Here is a 15,997-nt window from a genome sequence, read left to right as displayed (position 1 = left end):
CGATAACGGAGTTCGGCTATGGAGCGATAGAAGCGGCCGATCACCACCGTACCCCGGCTCATGAGTTCGCGACGATTGCACCGAATTTGTTCTCCGCATTCGGGAGTCACCGGTGAGTTCGGAACAATCCGCGGTACAAGAATTGTCGCCGGTGCAGCTGGCCGTCATCGGCAGCATCGCCCCGCACCTGCGGCACAACCCGTACGACAGCTACGCGGTGCTCCGCGCGGCCGGGCCGTTCGTGCCCGGCCCGCACGAGACGCACCTGGTGACCACGCACCGCGAGGCGCAGACCATTCTGCAGGACCCGCGCTGGAGCCACGCCGAGGAGCCGCAGCTGCTGCACGGCGAGAGCGATGTCGAGCTGCCCGGCTCGTTCCTCTGGATGGAGCCGCCGGAGCACACCCGGCTGCGCGGGCTGGTGAGCAAGGCGTTCACGGCGCGCACCGTGCACGGGCTGCGCGAGCGGGCCGAGCGGCTGGTGCACGAGCTGTGCACCGCGGCGCTGGCCCGCGGCGAGGTCGACCTGCTGGACGCGCTCGCCTACCCGCTGCCGCTCACCCTGGTCTGCGAGCTGCTCGGGGTGCCCGCCGAGGCGCACGAGCACGTGCGCCGCATCTCCGCCGACATCGCCCGCGGCCTCGACCCCGACGTGCTGCTCTCCCCCGCCGAGCTCGCCGCCCGCAGCGCGGCGGTACACGCCTTCCTCGAGTTCTTCGGCGACCTCACCGACCGGCGCCGCCGCACCCCCGCGGACGACCTGATCACCGCGCTGGTACAGGCCGACGACGCCGGCGCCCGGCTCACCCGCGCCGAGCTGCTCGGCACCCTGCTGATCCTGGTGGTCGCCGGGCACGAGACCACGGTCAACCTGATCGGCAACGGCGTGCTCGCCCTGATCCGGAACCCGGAGCAGTTCCAGCGGCTGCGCGCCGTCCCCGAGCTCGCCGGGCCCGCGGTGGACGAGGTGCTCCGCAACGACGCCCCCGTGCACCTCACCACCCGCACCGCGCACGCCGAGATCACCGTCGGCGAGCGCACCTTCGCCCCCGGTGACGCCGTGATCGTGCTGCTCGGCTCCGCCAACCGGGACCCGGCGGCCTTCCCCGACGCCGCCGCCTTCGACATCGCCCGCTACACCCGGGGCCGAAAGGTGGAGCGGCACCTGTCCTTCGGGCTCGGGCTGCACTACTGCCTCGGCGCGCCGCTGGCCCGGCTCGAGATGGAGCTGGTGCTGCGCGCGCTCGCCGAGCGGGTCGGCGCGGTGACGCTGCTCGAGGAACCCCCGTACAAGCCCAATGTGGTCGTGCGCGGAATGTCGCGGCTGCTCGTGAAACTGGAGGGCACGTGACCGCCGCCGACGAGATCACCTTCGACGCCTTCGAGCCGAGCGAACGCGCCGACCCGTACCCGGCCTACCGCCGGGCGCGGGACGCCGCCGCGCTGCTCCCCTTCGCCTTCGGCGACGTCCCGGTCACCCTGGTCACCCGGTACGAGGAGTGCGCCGCCATCCTCACCGGGAACGACTGGGGCCACGGCTACGCCGCGGGCATCAGCCCGTTCCGGGACACCACCGCCGCCATCCCCGGCTCCTTCGTCCGGATGGACCCGCCCGAGCACAGCCGCTACCACAAGCTGGTGGCGAGGGGCTTCACCCCCCGGGTCATGGCGAGCCTCGCGCCGGTGGCGGGGCAGGTCGTCGGTGCGCTGGTCGACGCGGCGCTCGACCGCGGCGAGCTCGACATCCTGAACGACCTGGCCGTGCCGCTCGCGGTGGCCATGGTCCCGGTCCGGCTGCTCGGCGCCGACCCGGCCGACGGCGCGCTCTTCCGGGCCTGGCAGCTGGCGATCGCCCGCGGCACCGACCCGGACTCGATGCTCGGCGACGCCGATGTGGCGGCGCGCGGCGCGGCGGCGCTGGAGTGCATGGGGTACTTCGCGCGGGTCGTGGCGCAGCGGGCCGGGAACCCCGGCGACGACCTGCTCGGCACGCTGATCGCCGCGGTCGGCGACGGCGCGCTCACCGAGCCGGAGGTGATCGGCATCGCGCTGCTCACCCTGGTCGCCGGGATGGAGACCTCGATCAACCTGATCGGCAACGGCATGCTCGCGCTGCTCCGCAACCCGGACCAGCTGCGGCTGCTGCGGGCGAACCGGGAGCTGATCGGGCCCGCGCTGGAGGAGATGCTGCGCTACGACGCGCCGACGCAGTTCACCATCCGGGTCGCGCTGCGGGACACCGTGGTCGGCGGGCACGAGTTCCGGCGCGGGGACGGCGTCGTCGTGCTCACCGCGTCGGCGAGCCGGGACGACCGGGTATATCCGGCGGCGGATCGCTTCGACATCACCCGGTATGCCGGGAACCGGCCCGCGCGGCGGCATCTCGGCTTCAGCCTCGGGATCCACTACTGCGTCGGTGCGCCGCTGGCGCGGATCGAGGCGGAGGCGGCGATCGGGGCGCTGCTCGATCGGGCGCCCGCGCTCGCGCTCGCCACCGACGCGGTGCGGTATCGGCCGAGTCTGATCCATCGCGGGATCGTCTCGCTGCCGGTGACGCTGTGAGGGGGGTGGTGCTCGGGGCCGGGATCGCCGGGTTGCTCGCGGCCAGGGTGCTGGCCGATCGCTGCACCGAAGTGGTTCTCGTGGAGCGGGATTCGCTGGAGCCCGGGTGGCGGCGCGGGGTGCCGCAGGGGCGGCACCTGCACGGGCTGCTCGATCGGGGGCGGACGGTGCTGGATGAGCTGTTTCCCGGGTTCACCGGCGAGGCGGCCGCCCGTGGCGCGACCACCGCGGAGGCGTTGGTCGGCACCCGGTGGTACCTGGGCGGGGCCCGGCTGGCGGCGACGCCCACCGGGTTGACCTCGGTCATGGCGACCCGGCCGCTGCTGGAGGCGATTGTCCGGGAGCGCGTTCTGGCGCTGCCGGGGGTTCGGTTGCATACCGGTACCGTGCGCGGGCTGGTCGCTGCCGGTGGTGCGGTGCGCGGCGTCCGGGTGACCGACGACGCGCGAGCCGGCACCGCTGCCTCCGGCGCCGTGCATCCGGCCGTCGGCGTCATCGAACTCCCGGCCGACCTGGTGGTCGACGCGACCGGCCGCGGTTCGCGGGCCCCGCAGTACCTCGCCGACCTCGGTTTCCCCGCCCCGGCCGAGGAGCGGCTCGAGGTCGACCTCGGCTACGCGTCGGCACTGTTCCCGCGCGCCGATGGCCAGCTGGGCAACCAGTCCTCGGTGATCATCTCGACCGGCCCGAACGGGCGCGGCGGCGGCGCCATCCGGGTGGAGGGCGACCGCTGGCACGTCACCCTGGCCGGCATGCTCGGCGACCACCCGCCCACCGGCCCCACCGGCTTCACCGCCTTCGCCGCCACCCTCGCGGCACCCGACATCCACGCCCTGGTCGACGGCGCCGAGCCGCTCGGCGAGATCACCCCGCACCGCTTCCGCTCCCCGCTGCGCCGCCGCTACGAGCGGCTGCGCGCCGTCCCGGCCGGCTTCCTGGTGCTCGGCGACGCCCTCTGCAGCTTCAACCCCCTGTACGCCCAGGGCATGGCGGTCGCCGCTCAGCAGGCGCTGGTGCTGCGCGACTGCCTGGCTGCGGGGACCACGCACCCCGACCTCCCCGTCCGGTTCTACGCGGCGGCGAGCGCGGTGGTCGATGTCGCCTGGCGCCTCTCGGCCGGCTCCGACCTGGCCAACCCCGGGGTGCGGGGCACGCGCACGGTCCGCACCCGCCTCACCAACGCCTACGTGGCGCGCGCACACCGCGCCGCGCACGCCGACCCGCTGGTCGCCCGCGCCTTCCTGCGCGTCGGCAACCTCGTCGACCCGCCTGCGGCGCTGCTGCGGCCCACCCTCGCTCGCCGAATCCTGCTGCCGAGCAGCGTCGACGGCGCGAGCGAGCCGACCGGGTGACCGGCCGCAGCGTCGCGGCCGGGAACCAGAACCGAACGACACCGGAGGGACCAATGGACTCGACAACGGCGGTCGCGGAGCAGGATTCCGCGATCGAGAACGCCATCGCCCACCTGTTCGGCCCGGAGGGGCGCCCCGACCCGTACGCCGCCGCGCGCACCCTGCGCGACGCGGGCCCGATGCATCGGACGCCGCTCGGCCACTACGTGCTCACCCGCTACGAGGACTGCGCCGCGGTGCTCTCCACCACCGCGTGGAGCCACGCCGAAGAAGCCGGGATGATGCACCCGACGGTCAAGCCGGAGGACGCCCCCGATGAGCTGCCCACCTCGTTCCTGTGGATGGAGCCGCCGGACCACACCCGGCTGCGCAACCTGGTGACCAAGGGCTTCACCCCGCGCATGGTGACCCGGCTGCGCCCGCGCATCTCCGAGCTCACCGAGCAGCTGGTCGACGACTGCCTTGCGGCGGGCGAGTTCGACCTGATCGAGAAGATCGCCTACCCGCTGCCGCTGATCATCGCCTGCGAGCTGATCGGCGTGCCGCACGAGGCGTACGACCAGGTGCACCGCTGGTCGCAGGACTTGGCGCGCGGCTTCGACCACGACTACACGCTGCCCGCGGAGGCACTGACGGCGCGCTCGGCCGGGTCGCGCGGCTTCATGGGGTACTTCCGGGAACTGCTGAACGAGCGCCGGGCGAACCCGAAGGACGACCTGCTCAGCGCGCTCTCCCAGGTGGAGGACCGCGGCGACGTGCTCACCGAGCAGGAGCTGCTCGCCACCTGCATCACCACCTTCGTGGCCGGGCACGAGACCACCGCCAACCTGATCGGCACCGGCATGCTGCAGCTCATGCGGAACCAGGACCAGATCGCCGCCCTCCGCGCCCGCCCCGAGCTCACGCAGACCGCGCCGGACGAGCTGCTGCGCATGGAGCCGTCGGTGCAGATGACCACCCGCGCGGCCACCCGGCCGATCACCGTGGCGGGCCGGGAGTTCGAGCAGGGCGAGGGCGTCGTCATCCTGATCAACTCGGCGAACCGGGACCACGCGGCGTTCCCGGACGGCGACCGGCTCGACGTCGCGCGCTACTCGGACCCGAAGAATCCGGCGAAGAAGCATCTCGGTTTCAGCCTCGGCATCCACTACTGCCTCGGCGCCCCGCTGGCGCTGCTGGAGATGGAGGTGCTGCTCGACGTGCTGCTGCGCAAGGTGAAGGACATCGAACCGCGCGACGACGCGCCGGTGTACAAGCCGAACGTGGTGATCCGCGGGCTGGAGTCGCTGCCGGCGCGCTTCACTCCCGCCTGATCGTCGCGAACCAGGCGGCGGCACCGTTCGCGTGGAACCGGGTCATGATCCGGTCCGGTTCCACGGCGGTGATCCGCCAGCCGGCCGATTCGCCGAAGGCGGCGGCCAGCTCGGCCCGGGAGACCGGGTGCGGGCCGGGGTCGTCGCCCTCGTCGGCGAAGCACAGCAGGAACAGGGTCCGCTCGGTCACCGCGGCGAGACTCGTCGCGTAGGCGCGTTTCTCGGCGGCGTCGAAGGTGTGCAGGAGCCCGCAGTCGAGCACCTCGGGGAAGGTTCGGCCCAGTTCATCCAGGCGCAGGGCGTCGGCGGTCGCGAATTCGGCGGTCAGCCCGCGCTCGGCCGCGCGTTCCCGCGCCAGGGCGAGCGCCGTCTCCGCCACGTCGACGCCGAACACCTCGAGTCCGCGTCCGGCCAGGAAGAGCGCGTTCTCGCCGCTGCCGCAGCCCGCGTCCAGGATCGGCCCGGTGAAGGTGACCGCCCGGCGCACCACGGCGGGTTGCGGCCCGCCGAAGTCCCACGGCGCGGGGCCGTCGCGGTACGAGGCGTCCCAGGGCAGCCCGGTCGTTCGCTCGTGGCTGGTCGGGGTGCGCTCGGCCATCTCTGCTCCTCCGGTCGTCTCCATCCTGGCAGCGATAGCCTCGCGGGATGTCGTTGCGCACGAATCTCGCCTCGGTCTTTTCGCTGCTGCTCGGTATCGCGTTCGTGGTGGCGCCGGAGTGGCTCGCGGCGAGCGATGCCGCCCGGTTCGCGGACGAGGGCGCGCTCCGGCAGGCGTTGAGCGGGGCGTACGCGGAGTACCGGCTGTCCGGGCAGCGGGCATTCACCCCGGCGCTCCACGACATCGTCGGCTACTGGGCCCGCTACCACCTGGTGAAGGCGGTCATCGCGGTGGCTCTGCTGCTCGTGCTCGCCGTGCTGGTCCGGTGGGCGGGGAACACCGCGGCGAAGGTGCTGGCCTCCGTGCTCGCGCTCGGCGCTCTCGCCCTGGCGGCGGCGAATATCCAGGGCGCCGCGGCGCCGTTCGCCGCGTTGCTCCCGATGCTGCCCGGTGCCGAACTCGCGGCGGCGGAGCGGCAGTCGGGCGCCGGTGAACGCGCACCGGCGCTCGCGGTGATGATCGACGACTTCGCCCGATTCCACGCGGTCCTCGCGGTGCTCGCCGCCGTCGTCGCGCTCTGCTTTCTCGGCGCGGGGCTCGCGCTGTTCGCGAGGCGCGCCCTGCTGCTCGGCGGGATCGGCATCGTGCTCGCACTCGGCATCGGCACGGTCGCCGTCGCGAACGCGACCACCGCGCGCGATCCGGAGCCCGCGTTCGCCGCGTTCCTCGAGGGCAGCTGGTAGCGCCTCCGCGCACCCGTGGCGCTCGCTCGGCGCCACCCGGTCCGTCACGGCAGCGCGGCGAGATCCTCCGCGGTCAGCCGCCACGCCCCGGCGGCGACGTTCTGCCGCACCTGCTCCGGCGTGGTCGCGCCCGCGATCACCGAACTCACCGGCTCCTGCGCGAGCAGCCAGCCGATGGCCAGCTCGAGCAGCGTGTGCCCGCGCTCGGCGGCGAACTCGGTCCACCGCTCGACCCGGTCGAAGTTCGCGTCGGCCACGTACCGATCGGCGAACCGGGCGGCCAGCGCGAACCGCGAGCCGGGCGGGAAGTCCGCCCCGCGCCGGTACTTCCCGGTGAGCAGCCCGGACGCCAGCGGGAAGTACGGCACGACGCCGAGGCCATCGGCCCGCGCCGCTGGCACCACCTCGCGCTCGACCTCGCGGACCAGCAGACTCCACTCGACCTGGGTTCCGGTGAACCGCGCGCCACCGGATTTCTCGGCGGCCCGCGCCGCCTCGGCGATCTGCGCGCCGGAGACGTTCGACGAGGCCGCATAGCGGATCTTGCCCGCCCGCACCAGGTCGTCCAGCGCCGCCAGCCCCTCCTCGACCGGCGCCGCCGGGTCGGGGTAGTGCTGGTAGTAGAGGTCGATCCGGTCGGTGCGCAGCCTGATCAGGCTGGCCTCGCAGGCCGCGACGACGCGGTCCCGCAGTATGCCCGGCCGGTACGGCTCGTCCCGCGGTCGCGGGGTGAACTTGGTGGCCAGCACGACGGCGTCGCGGCGGGTGCCGAGCGTGGCGCCGATGATCTCCTCGGAGGCGCCCTCCCCGTACATCTCCGCCGTGTCGAAGTGCGTGATCCCGGCGTCCAGCGCGGCCTCGATCACCGCCGCGCCCGCCGCGAGATCGAGTTTCATGCCGAAGTTGTTGCAGCCGAGCCCGACCACCGAGAGGTCGGGGCCGTCGCCGCCGAGCCGACGAGTCTCCATGGGGCCGACTCTACGAGGGTGCCGGGCTCGATGCGCGAGGATGTCGCGTGCGGCGGCGGCTACGGGGATGCCCGGCTCAGTGCGCGAGGATGTCGCGCAGGGCGGCGGCGAAAGCCTCGGGCTCGCCCTGCTGCCCGTGCTCCCCGCCAAGGAACCCCACGTGCCCGCCAGGCAGCAGCACGTGCTCGAAACCGCCCGCGGCGGCGAAACTCTCGGCTCCGCGCGCGGCCATCTCCGGGCCCGACGCGGCGCCGGAGGCGAGCACGATCCTGGTCGGCGCGGCGCGCAGCGCGGCCAGGTCGTGCTCGTACCGCCCGCAGCCGCGCATGGTCACCCCGAGCAGCGGGTTCGTCCGCGACCCGTCGTCGGTGTCCGGGAGCCCGAAGGTGGCCGGGTCCGGCCCGGGGGCGTCGGCGTAGCCCGCGGGCAGCGGCCCCTGCTGGGAGACGAGCGCGATGAACTTCGCCATCGCCGCCCCCTCCCCCTTCGCCTGATAGGTGGCGTAGATGTCGGCGCAGACCGCGTTCACCTCGTCCCGGTCCGGCAGGAACTGCGCCACCGGCGGCTCGTGCGCGACCAGGGTGCGCACCGGCTCGGGCCGGTGCCTGCCGATCCAGGCCAGCGCGTTCACCGCGCCGCCGCTGGTGGCGAAGACGTCGATCGGGCCGAGCGCGGCCGCGTCGAGCACCGCCCGCAGGTCCTCGGCGTGCTGGGCCGGATCGGCTTCCGCGCCCGGCTCGGCCTGCGGGCTGCGCCCGGCGCCGCGCGGGTCGTAGGTGAGCACGGTGCGGTCGCCGAAGTGCCCGGCGAGCGTGCCGAACGCGGCCGCCTCCATGGGCGAGCCGAGGAGGAACAGGGCGGGGCCGGAGCCGGTCCCCGGGTGCACGTCGTAGGTGATGGTGGCGCCTGCGGTGGCGACGGTACGGGTCTCGGGCACGGTGACTCCTCTGTTCGGGGGCTGCGCTGTATTCGACGGCGCGGTCCGCGCGGATTCATCGGTCAGCCGAGCGCCGCCGCGGCGAGGATGCTCGGCGTGAACAACGCCCAGTCGTTGAGGATGTGCGCCCCCGAGCAGACCCACAGGTTCTTGGTGCGGATCCAGGCCAGCGTGAGCACGAGGCGGGCGCCGCCGATCACGAGGAAGCACTGCGCGACGTTCCAGTCGTAGGTGGGCAGGTGCGCGGCGCCGAACCAGACCGCCGTCACCAGCCAGGCCACCACGATCGCGGACTTCCTGGAGAGCGTGCCGCGCCGGGTCAGGAAGTAGAGCAGCGCCAGGAACGGGATGACGGTGAACAGCTCCTCGCCGATCAGCTGGATGCCGGTGCCGAGGTAGAACGCCACCACCTCCCCCGCGCCGTCGATGTCGTCGGTGGCCGCGTTGGCCGTCACATCGAACACGGACGCGACCAGAAGCCCGAGCACCGAGCTGACGATGATGTTCAGCAGCGCGAAGCCGGCCATGGTGAGCAGATCACGGCCGCGGACCGGCCGGAAGAGCGCTGACCAGTACGGCCGGGCCAGCACCGCGAGCACCGCCAGCGGAAGCACCACGAAAAGCACCCGCGGCACCAGCGCGGCGACACTGTCCGGCTGCGGCAGCAGCACCAGCGCGGCGAACCCCGCCGCCACCGAGAGCCAGGCCAGCACCCACCGCACGGCGCCGAGCCCGACCGGCTCGCCCGCGTAGTAGGGGAAGTCGACACCGTCGGGCCGCTCGATCCACGGGCCGAAGCGGTCCGCGGGCGTCGCGTGCGGTGTCTCGGCCATGGGGCTCCTCGATCGGTTCGGCTAACTTGCAGCCATTCTCACGCACAACACCCCTGTGCTGCTTCACAGCGGATGACCGGGCGGGATTGTGAATCCGGACGATCCCGAGGCGGTACCGTCCGATGGCACCGCCGTGCGGGGTTGCATGTGCGGATCACGGCCGAAGGGACAGCGACGATGCGGGGTCGAGTGGCGAGCGCGGTATGCGCGCTGCTGGTGGGGGTGTCGGCCGCGAGCGCGGCTCCCGCGGCGGCGGAGCCGGGACGCACCGAATCCGGGTACGGCTCCAGCTCCCCGGTGACCTCGGTGATCTCGACCGTCGTCACCCGCGACGTCCCGCTGCCGCCCACCGCGCTGCCGCACCCGCCCGAGTGCGATCGGCTCTCCTACCTGCGCTGGCGCTCCGCGTCCGGGCCGAGCGAGGCCGCCGCCGCGGACCGGATCCTGGTCGCGCAGCCCGGAATCTTCGAGGGCGCGGGCGCTTTCGACGGCGTCGCCCGCAATACCGTCGCGCTGGCCGCGCGCTTCGGCATCCACCTCGAGTTCTGGGCGCTCGACCGGCGCTCCAACTGCCTGGAGGACCACACCGGCACCCGCGCGGCGCTCGCCACCGGCGACCTGGACACCGCGACCGGCTACTACTTCCACGGCGCCGAGATCGACGGCCGCCGCTTCACCGGCTACGCCGACGGCGCCGCCACCGACTGGCTGCGCGACCAGGGCCTCGAGCAAACCCTGCGCGACCAGTACGACCTGCTCCGCCTGGAGCTGCCCGACCAGCAGCTGCGGCAGCGGAAACTACTGTGCGGCGGGCACTCCCTCGGCGGCTTCCTCACCGGCTACTTCGCCGGCTGGGATTTCGACGGCAACCCGGCGACCACCGACGACGCGGGCTACAACCAGTGCGGCGGCTGGTTCGCGCTGGACACCGTGATCCGGGTCGGGCTCGGCCTGCGCGGCATCGACATCCCCGCCATCCCGCCGGGGATCGCGGGCGGCGTGGAGAACCTCTCGCTGCAACTCGACACCGCGCTGCCCGTGCTCCGGCTGCCCGCCGTGATCAACCCGGAGACCACCAACCTGCTCGCGCTCGCCGGCCTCGCCGCCCGGCTCGCCCCCGACGGCCTCAACGACCTCGTCGGCCGCCTCCCCGACAACCCCAATATCGACCTCACGCTGCGCACCCTGCTCTCCCAGAACGCCGCAGCCTTCCTCACCGGCTCCCCGGACGCCCGCGACCTCACCGCCACCAACGAGGCCGTACTCGGCGCGCTGCTCGACGACAACTCGCAGCCGCTCGGCTTCCTCCAGGCCAGCACCGGCTTCGTCACCGGCGGCCCGATCGGCCCGAAGGACTTCCCGCTGCCGGACACCATCGCCCGCGGCCCGCTCGGCTTCGGCGGCTTCGGCGACGCCCCCAAGGTCTCCCCGACCCGCTACTCCCCCGACACCGTCTACCGCTGGCTGGACTGGGACGAGGTCACCCCCTCCACCTCGCCCGCCACCAACCCCGGCAGCGAGGTCACCTCGATCGCCCAGCTCGCCCGCACCCTCTGCGAGCCGCCGCTCGACTTCACCGAGTGGTACTTCCCCTCCCGCATCGCCTTCGACCTGCAGCAGACCACCGCGCCCTCGATCACCGCGCACCATCTGCACCCGCAGGGCATCGACACGCTGCCCATGCTGACCCTGCAGGGCAGCGGCGGCATCCCCCTGCCCGACTCGGGCAGCCCGCTGGACACCAGGATCGAGCTGGCCGGCTACAACCACCTCGACCTGGTCACCGCCGACCCGGATTCGCGCAGGGACGGATCACCGGAGCCGGTCTCGGCCCGGCTCGTCGAATTCGCGACCCGCTAGCGCCGGAAGCGGCGCGCGAGCGCGGCCCGCGCCCTGGCCAGCCGCGACTCGGCGGCGGGCGGCGGGGCCGCCTCGACCGTTGCTGCCTGCGCGAACCGGCTGTGCAGCTGCTCCCGGACCTGGTCCGGGGTGTAGGCGCGGCGGCGCCGCTCGCCGCGCACCACGACCGCGCCGGTGGCGACGACGCCCGCCGCACCGGCCAAACCCAACACCTTCCACCACCTCATACCGCCTAGGCTACGGGTATGGCGGGTGTGGACATCGATCTCGATCGGGCAGTCGAGATCACCAGGACAGGTGACATCTGGTTGTTCCGTGGTCATTCCACGGCCGATCGGATGATCCGGACGCTGACCAACGCCCCGGTCAACCATGTCGGCATGGCCGTGGTGATCGACGATCTACCGGCGCTGATCTGGCATGCCGAGCTGGGGCGCTCGCTCCCGGACATGTGGTCGGGCACCGCGCACCGGGGCGCGCAGCTGCACAATCTGCGCGACGCGGCGCTGGTCTGGGCGAATCGCTACGGGCAGCAGGCGTGGCTGCGGCAGCTGGAGCCGTCGGCCGACCGGGAGCTCGAGGACGGCGCGCTGCGCGCCATCGCCCGGCTGAACGGCACCCCGTTCCCGTCGACCGCGACGCTCACCGCGCGCTGGTTCCGCGGCCGGGTGAAGCTGCCGCGCAGGTCGTCCCGGCCGCCGAAGGCGAGCGAGGTGGAGAACGCCTACTGCGCGGAGATCGTGGCCGCCACCTACCAGGCCATGGGGCTGCTCAGCGAGAAGCGCAGCCCGGACTGGTACGACCCGGGCAAGTTCTGGAGCGGCGACCGGCTGAAGCTGCTCGACGGGCACACGCTCAGCGGTGAGATCGCGGTGCGGACGCCGCCGGAGTAGGCCCTCCGGAGGGGAGTCCGCGGCAGGGTCTAGAAGAAGGTGCCGCTGAACGGCGGTGCGGCGGTGCCGAAGAGCGCGTCGGCGGCGGCCGCGGCGCCGGGGCGCTGCTCCGTGGCGCGTCCGGCGAGGACCAGGTGCCACCAGGGGGTGCCGCCGAGATAGGCGGCGGCTAGGGCCGAGACGTCGGCGGTGAGTTCGGGTTCCGCGGCGGTGCGGGCGGTTTCCCCGGCGCGCACCCGGAAGGTGCCGGAGTTGCCGGGCAGGATCGGGTCGGTGATGCCGAGCAGCACCGGCTCGCCGGGCCCGTAACCGCGGCTCGCCAGAGCGGCAGCCACGTCGACCAGGCGCAGCCAGGTCTCGTCCCCGATGCCGGTGACGGTGACCGCGCGCTCGTCGGTCACCAGCTCCGCGAGTGGGAAATCAGTTGCCACCAAAGGGAATTCGACCCGGTGCGCGATATCCAGCGCGAAGAGATGGCGGAGCAGCCCGAGCAGCGCCACCGGAGAGCCAGCGACCAGGTCGCCGACGCGCACCGCGCGGCCGGTGCTGCGCGGCCAGTCGGTGGTGTCGGCCGCACGGTACCGGAGGAAGCCGTCCTCGGCGCCGGGCTCACCGTGCAGCACGACGTGGGAATCGCCGCTGTCGAAGAGTTCGCGGGTGCGCCACCAGTACGGGGAACGGTCGATCTCGCCGGGCCGCGAAAGATCGAGCCGCGCATGAATTTTCGCGAGCGTCCCGAAGGCGGTGGCGCGTTCGGCGTAGCGCACCGGCCCCGACGGCGGCAGCGTCGGCCGCAGCCGGGCCGCGGCGGTGTCGACCCGCACCGCGGCCGAGCGGCTCGCCACGCCGTAGCCGAACCGCTCGTAGATACCGCCCTGGGTAGCGCGCAGCCCGGCCACGACCTCGCCGCGGTCGGCGATATCGGCGAGCTGCCGCCGCAGCAGCGCGCTCACGATGCCGCGCCTGGCGTGCGTCGGCAGCACCCCCACCCGGGTGACCCCGGCGTGCGGCACCCGCGCGCCGCCCGGCACCACCAGCCTGCCGGTGTACGCCGTGGCCGCACCGGCCGGGATGCCGTCAACCCTGGCCAGCAGGGTGCGGCCGGGTTCGTTCACCTCGCCCGCCGGAACGTCTCGCGGCGGGATCCCGACCATGGCGACCCGGAACACCTCCGCCGCCGCCTCGACCTCGGCCTCGCTCGACGCCACCCCGATCTCGATCGTCACCGCATCGACTCTACGACCGAGGTGGGGCGGGACCGCCCGTCGCCGGCACGGCGAGCCGGTCCCTCCGCGATACGCAGTAGCGGATCACTTTGCTACTTGGTTTCGCGGTTACGCCGATAGGATCGCATCGGATTCGCATCTGCGGATCGAAGCTGGACGGGATGAGGTCGAGACATGATGCGCGAACTGGGAGCCGTCGTCGCCGCGGCGGCCGTGATCGCCGGGTGCGGCTCCGAGGACACCGGGTCATCGGACTCGGTCTCCGGCACCGTGACCGTCTTCGCCGCCGCCTCGCTGACCGAGACCTTCACCGAGCTCGGTGCGCAGTTCGAGGCCGCGCACCCGGGCGTGCGGGTGGTCTACAACTTCGGGGCCAGCTCGGCGCTCGCCCAGCAGATCGGCCAGGGCGCCCCCGCCGACGTCTTCGCCGCCGCGGCGCCGCGGAACATGCGGCAGGTCCAGGACGGCGGCGACGTCACCGCCGCGCCGGTCACCTTCGCCCGCAATCGCCTCGAGATCGCCGTTCCGGCGGGAAATCCCGGCGGCATCACCGGCTTGGCCGACTTCGGCAGGGCCGAGCCGAAGCTCGCGCTCTGTGCCGAGCAGGTGCCGTGCGGGGCCGCCGCGGCCACCGTCTTCCGGACCGCGGGCATCACCCCGCAGCCGGATACCAGGGAGACCGACGTCAAAGCCGCGCTCACCAAGGTCACGCTGGGCGAGGTCGACGCCGCGCTCGTCTACCGCACCGATGTGCGCGCGGCGGGCAGCAAGGTGCAGGGCATCGACTTCCCGGAGGCGGCGAGCGCGGTCAACGATTACCCCATCGCGCCGCTCGCCGCGGCGCCCAACGGCACGGCCGCGACGGCGTTCGTCCAGTTCGTGACGTCCGAGCAGGCCCGGCCAGTGTTCGCCGCGGCGGGGTTCGACCAACCTGACGAGAACACCATGCTCTCGCAAAGAGAATGTCGTTAGTGCAGAATGAGAGCGGTCCCCCCGACCACGGCACCGACACGAGGAGCGAGCGCATGGCTTACGTAATCACGCAGCGTTGCTGTAACGACGCGAGTTGTGTCTCCGAGTGCCCGGTCGATTGCATTCGTCCGACTCCGGATCAGCCGGGGTTCGCGTCGGCGGAGATGCTGCATATCGATCCCGATACCTGTATCGACTGTGGGGCGTGTGTCGATGCGTGCCCGGTGGAGGCGATCTTCTCCGAGGACGATCTGACGGCGTCGTTGTCGCGGTATCGGGATATCAACGCGGCGTATTTCCAGCGGCATCCGTTGGAGTCCACGATCGAGCCGTTGGTGTCTCCGGCGCGTCCGCCGAAGTCGTTGGGGACGTTGCGGGTGGCGATCGTGGGGGCGGGTCCGGCGGCGTGTTATGCCGCGGACGCGATCCTGCGGCGGGCCGATGCGCAGGTGGAGTTGTTCGATCGGCTGCCCACCCCGTGGGGGTTGGTGCGGGCGGGGGTGGCTCCCGATCACGCGGGGACCAAGACGGTGTCGGCGATGTTCGAGTCCGCGTTCCGCCGTGACACGTTGCAGTACTACCTCAATGTCGAGGTCGGTACCCATATCAGCCATGAGGAGCTCCTCGATCACCATCACGCGGTGGTGTACGCGGTCGGGGCGGCGACCGACCGGCGTCTGGGTGTGCCGGGTGAGGATTTGGCGGGGAGTGTGTCAGCGACGGAGTTCGTGGCCTGGTACAACGGGCATCCCGATTACGCCGATCGTTCTTATGACCTGTCGGGGGAGCGGGCGGTGATCGTGGGTAACGGTAACGTCGCTCTCGATATCGCCCGGGTCCTGACCCTGGATCCGGACGAGCTGGCCAAGACCGACATCGCCGACCACGCCCTCGATGCTTTGCGGGCCAGCAGCATCAAGGAAGTGGTGATCCTGGGCCGTCGCGGGCCGTTGCAGGCGGCGTATACCTCTCCGGAGTTCCTGGCGTTGGCGCATCTGAAGAATGTCGATGTCGTGGTCGCGGCCGAGGACCTCGACCTCGATGAGGTGTCGCGCGGGCATTTGGATGATCCGGATGTGGAGCCGTCGGTGCGGTTGAAGTACACCCTGGCCGAGGAGTACGCCCACGCCTCCCGCAATCCCGCTCACAAGCGGATCGTGTTCCGGTTCCTGACCTCACCCACCGCTGTCCTGGGTGAGGACAGGGTCACCGGGGTGGAGTTCGCCCACAATGAACTGTTCGACGACAACGGCCAAGTCTCCGCTCGGGCAACCGACCGGACCGAGACCCTCGAAACCGGGCTGGTGCTGCGGAGCATCGGGTATCGGGGTCAGCCGGTTCCGGCGTTGCCCTTCGACGAGGGCAAGGGTGTGGTCCCCAACGAGCAGGGCCGGGTCGTCGAGGACGGGACACCGGTCCAGGGCGTGTACGTCAGCGGGTGGATCAAGCGGGGTGCTCGCGGGGTGATCGGGTCGAACCGGGTCGATTCCGAGGAGACCGTGGAGCAGTTGATCGCTGATTTCGTGGCCGGGAAGCTCGCGGCTCCGAAGGCGGACCGGGCGGCTCTTCGGGACCTGGTGGAGTCACGCCAGCCGGACCTGGTCGACCGAGCGGGGTGGAAAGCGATCGATACCGCGGAGAAGACCGCGGGCAAGACCACAGGCCGCCCCCGGGTCAAGCTCACGACCAAGGAAACGCTCCTGGACGCCGCCGCGGCGACCGACCTCGCCGTCCGGTAAA

15 protein-coding genes are annotated in these 15,997 nt (G+C 72.5%); 9 read left to right on the top strand and 6 right to left on the bottom strand.

Annotated features, from left to right (window positions below; genetic code table 11):
• The first annotated feature begins 151 nt into the window (after positions 1 to 151).
• The 4 genes from LTT61_RS28670 to LTT61_RS28655 are packed head-to-tail and all read left to right on the top strand — an operon-like array spanning position 152 to position 5,227.
• Positions 152 to 1,351: a cytochrome P450 gene (locus LTT61_RS28670; protein ID WP_233017122.1), complete on the top strand. Its 1,200-nt coding sequence runs from the start codon at positions 152 to 154 to the stop codon at positions 1,349 to 1,351.
• Positions 1,348 to 2,562, top strand: coding sequence for a cytochrome P450 (locus tag LTT61_RS28665; RefSeq protein WP_233017121.1), 1,215 nt, complete (start codon positions 1,348 to 1,350; stop codon positions 2,560 to 2,562). The genes LTT61_RS28670 and LTT61_RS28665 overlap by 4 nt, the downstream gene beginning before the upstream one ends.
• Positions 2,559 to 3,914: an FAD-dependent oxidoreductase gene (locus LTT61_RS28660; protein ID WP_233017120.1), complete on the top strand. Its 1,356-nt coding sequence runs from the start codon at positions 2,559 to 2,561 to the stop codon at positions 3,912 to 3,914. The genes LTT61_RS28665 and LTT61_RS28660 overlap by 4 nt, the downstream gene beginning before the upstream one ends.
• 53 nt (positions 3,915 to 3,967) lie before the next feature.
• Positions 3,968 to 5,227: a cytochrome P450 gene (locus tag LTT61_RS28655; protein WP_233017119.1), complete on the top strand. Its 1,260-nt coding sequence runs from the start codon at positions 3,968 to 3,970 to the stop codon at positions 5,225 to 5,227.
• Here the strand turns inward: LTT61_RS28655 and LTT61_RS28650 are convergent.
• Positions 5,214 to 5,825 carry a class I SAM-dependent methyltransferase gene (locus LTT61_RS28650; RefSeq protein ID WP_233017118.1) on the bottom strand — a complete coding sequence of 204 codons (612 nt, stop codon included), beginning with the start codon at positions 5,823 to 5,825 and terminating at the stop codon, positions 5,214 to 5,216. The two genes, LTT61_RS28655 and LTT61_RS28650, sit on opposite strands and share 14 nt — an antisense overlap.
• Before the next feature lie 47 nt (positions 5,826 to 5,872).
• On the opposite strand from LTT61_RS28650, the gene LTT61_RS28645 reads away from it, so the two are divergent.
• On the top strand, positions 5,873 to 6,568 hold the full coding sequence (locus LTT61_RS28645; protein WP_233017117.1) for a hypothetical protein: 696 nt from the start codon (positions 5,873 to 5,875) through the stop codon (positions 6,566 to 6,568).
• Between the two features lie 44 nt (positions 6,569 to 6,612).
• Here LTT61_RS28645 and LTT61_RS28640 read toward each other — a convergent pair whose 3' ends face one another.
• The 3 genes from LTT61_RS28640 to LTT61_RS28630 form a co-directional block, all read right to left on the bottom strand.
• Positions 6,613 to 7,536: an aldo/keto reductase gene (locus LTT61_RS28640; protein ID WP_233017116.1), complete on the bottom strand. Its 924-nt coding sequence runs from the start codon at positions 7,534 to 7,536 to the stop codon at positions 6,613 to 6,615.
• Between the two features lie 76 nt (positions 7,537 to 7,612).
• The gene (locus tag LTT61_RS28635) at positions 7,613 to 8,473 is read right to left on the bottom strand and encodes an alpha/beta fold hydrolase (RefSeq protein WP_233017115.1); all 861 of its coding nucleotides are present in this window, start codon (positions 8,471 to 8,473) and stop codon (positions 7,613 to 7,615) included.
• A gap of 62 nt (positions 8,474 to 8,535) precedes the next feature.
• Positions 8,536 to 9,306, bottom strand: a complete 771-nt coding sequence (locus LTT61_RS28630; protein ID WP_233017114.1) for a CPBP family intramembrane glutamic endopeptidase — start codon at positions 9,304 to 9,306, stop codon at positions 8,536 to 8,538.
• Positions 9,307 to 9,483: 177 nt separating this feature from the next.
• On the opposite strand from LTT61_RS28630, the gene LTT61_RS28625 reads away from it, so the two are divergent.
• Entirely contained in the window at positions 9,484 to 11,166 is a 1,683-nt protein-coding gene (locus tag LTT61_RS28625) for a hypothetical protein (protein WP_233017113.1), read from the top strand.
• On the opposite strand, the gene LTT61_RS28620 is transcribed toward LTT61_RS28625, so the two are convergent.
• Positions 11,163 to 11,393 carry a hypothetical protein gene (locus tag LTT61_RS28620; protein WP_233017112.1) on the bottom strand — a complete coding sequence of 77 codons (231 nt, stop codon included), beginning with the start codon at positions 11,391 to 11,393 and terminating at the stop codon, positions 11,163 to 11,165. The genes LTT61_RS28625 and LTT61_RS28620 overlap by 4 nt on opposite strands.
• Before the next feature lie 18 nt (positions 11,394 to 11,411).
• Between LTT61_RS28620 and LTT61_RS28615 the strand changes: the two genes are divergently transcribed.
• The gene (locus LTT61_RS28615) at positions 11,412 to 12,059 is read left to right on the top strand and encodes a hypothetical protein (protein ID WP_233017111.1); all 648 of its coding nucleotides are present in this window, start codon (positions 11,412 to 11,414) and stop codon (positions 12,057 to 12,059) included.
• 29 nt (positions 12,060 to 12,088) lie between these two features.
• Here the strand turns inward: LTT61_RS28615 and LTT61_RS28610 are convergent, their stop codons facing one another.
• Complete coding sequence (locus tag LTT61_RS28610) at positions 12,089 to 13,285, bottom strand: GNAT family N-acetyltransferase (RefSeq protein ID WP_233017110.1); 1,197 nt, start codon at positions 13,283 to 13,285, stop codon at positions 12,089 to 12,091.
• Between the two features lie 174 nt (positions 13,286 to 13,459).
• Between LTT61_RS28610 and modA the strand changes: the two genes are divergently transcribed.
• Positions 13,460 to 14,257 (top strand): molybdate ABC transporter substrate-binding protein, encoded by a 798-nt coding sequence (gene modA, locus LTT61_RS28605; RefSeq protein WP_233017109.1) that lies wholly within the window; start codon positions 13,460 to 13,462, stop codon positions 14,255 to 14,257.
• 53 nt (positions 14,258 to 14,310) lie between these two features.
• Positions 14,311 to 15,996: an FAD-dependent oxidoreductase gene (locus tag LTT61_RS28600; protein WP_233017108.1), complete on the top strand. Its 1,686-nt coding sequence runs from the start codon at positions 14,311 to 14,313 to the stop codon at positions 15,994 to 15,996.
• Position 15,997: the final 1 nt, after the last annotated feature.

Origin of the sequence: Nocardia asteroides, from assembly GCF_021183625.1 — a bacterium.
Taxonomy (GTDB): domain Bacteria; phylum Actinomycetota; class Actinomycetes; order Mycobacteriales; family Mycobacteriaceae; genus Nocardia; species Nocardia asteroides_A.
The sequence above is the reverse complement of the archived record's forward strand: the minus strand, read 5'-3'. Positions and strand labels throughout refer to the sequence as shown.

What these genes read in the sequence shown, in the direction of transcription:
- LTT61_RS28650 (WP_233017118.1), bottom strand. Translation starts at nt 5,825, where the DNA reads ATGGCCGAGCGCACCCCGACCAGCCACGAGCGAACGACCGGGCTGCCC.
- modA (WP_233017109.1), top strand. Translation starts at nt 13,460, where the DNA reads ATGATGCGCGAACTGGGAGCCGTCGTCGCCGCGGCGGCCGTGATCGCC.
- LTT61_RS28655 (WP_233017119.1), top strand. Translation starts at nt 3,968, where the DNA reads ATGGACTCGACAACGGCGGTCGCGGAGCAGGATTCCGCGATCGAGAAC.
- LTT61_RS28645 (WP_233017117.1), top strand. Translation starts at nt 5,873, where the DNA reads ATGTCGTTGCGCACGAATCTCGCCTCGGTCTTTTCGCTGCTGCTCGGT.
- LTT61_RS28630 (WP_233017114.1), bottom strand. Translation starts at nt 9,306, where the DNA reads ATGGCCGAGACACCGCACGCGACGCCCGCGGACCGCTTCGGCCCGTGG.
- LTT61_RS28620 (WP_233017112.1), bottom strand. Translation starts at nt 11,393, where the DNA reads ATGAGGTGGTGGAAGGTGTTGGGTTTGGCCGGTGCGGCGGGCGTCGTC.
- LTT61_RS28615 (WP_233017111.1), top strand. Translation starts at nt 11,412, where the DNA reads ATGGCGGGTGTGGACATCGATCTCGATCGGGCAGTCGAGATCACCAGG.
- LTT61_RS28625 (WP_233017113.1), top strand. Translation starts at nt 9,484, where the DNA reads ATGCGGGGTCGAGTGGCGAGCGCGGTATGCGCGCTGCTGGTGGGGGTG.
- LTT61_RS28640 (WP_233017116.1), bottom strand. Translation starts at nt 7,536, where the DNA reads ATGGAGACTCGTCGGCTCGGCGGCGACGGCCCCGACCTCTCGGTGGTC.
- LTT61_RS28600 (WP_233017108.1), top strand. Translation starts at nt 14,311, where the DNA reads ATGGCTTACGTAATCACGCAGCGTTGCTGTAACGACGCGAGTTGTGTC.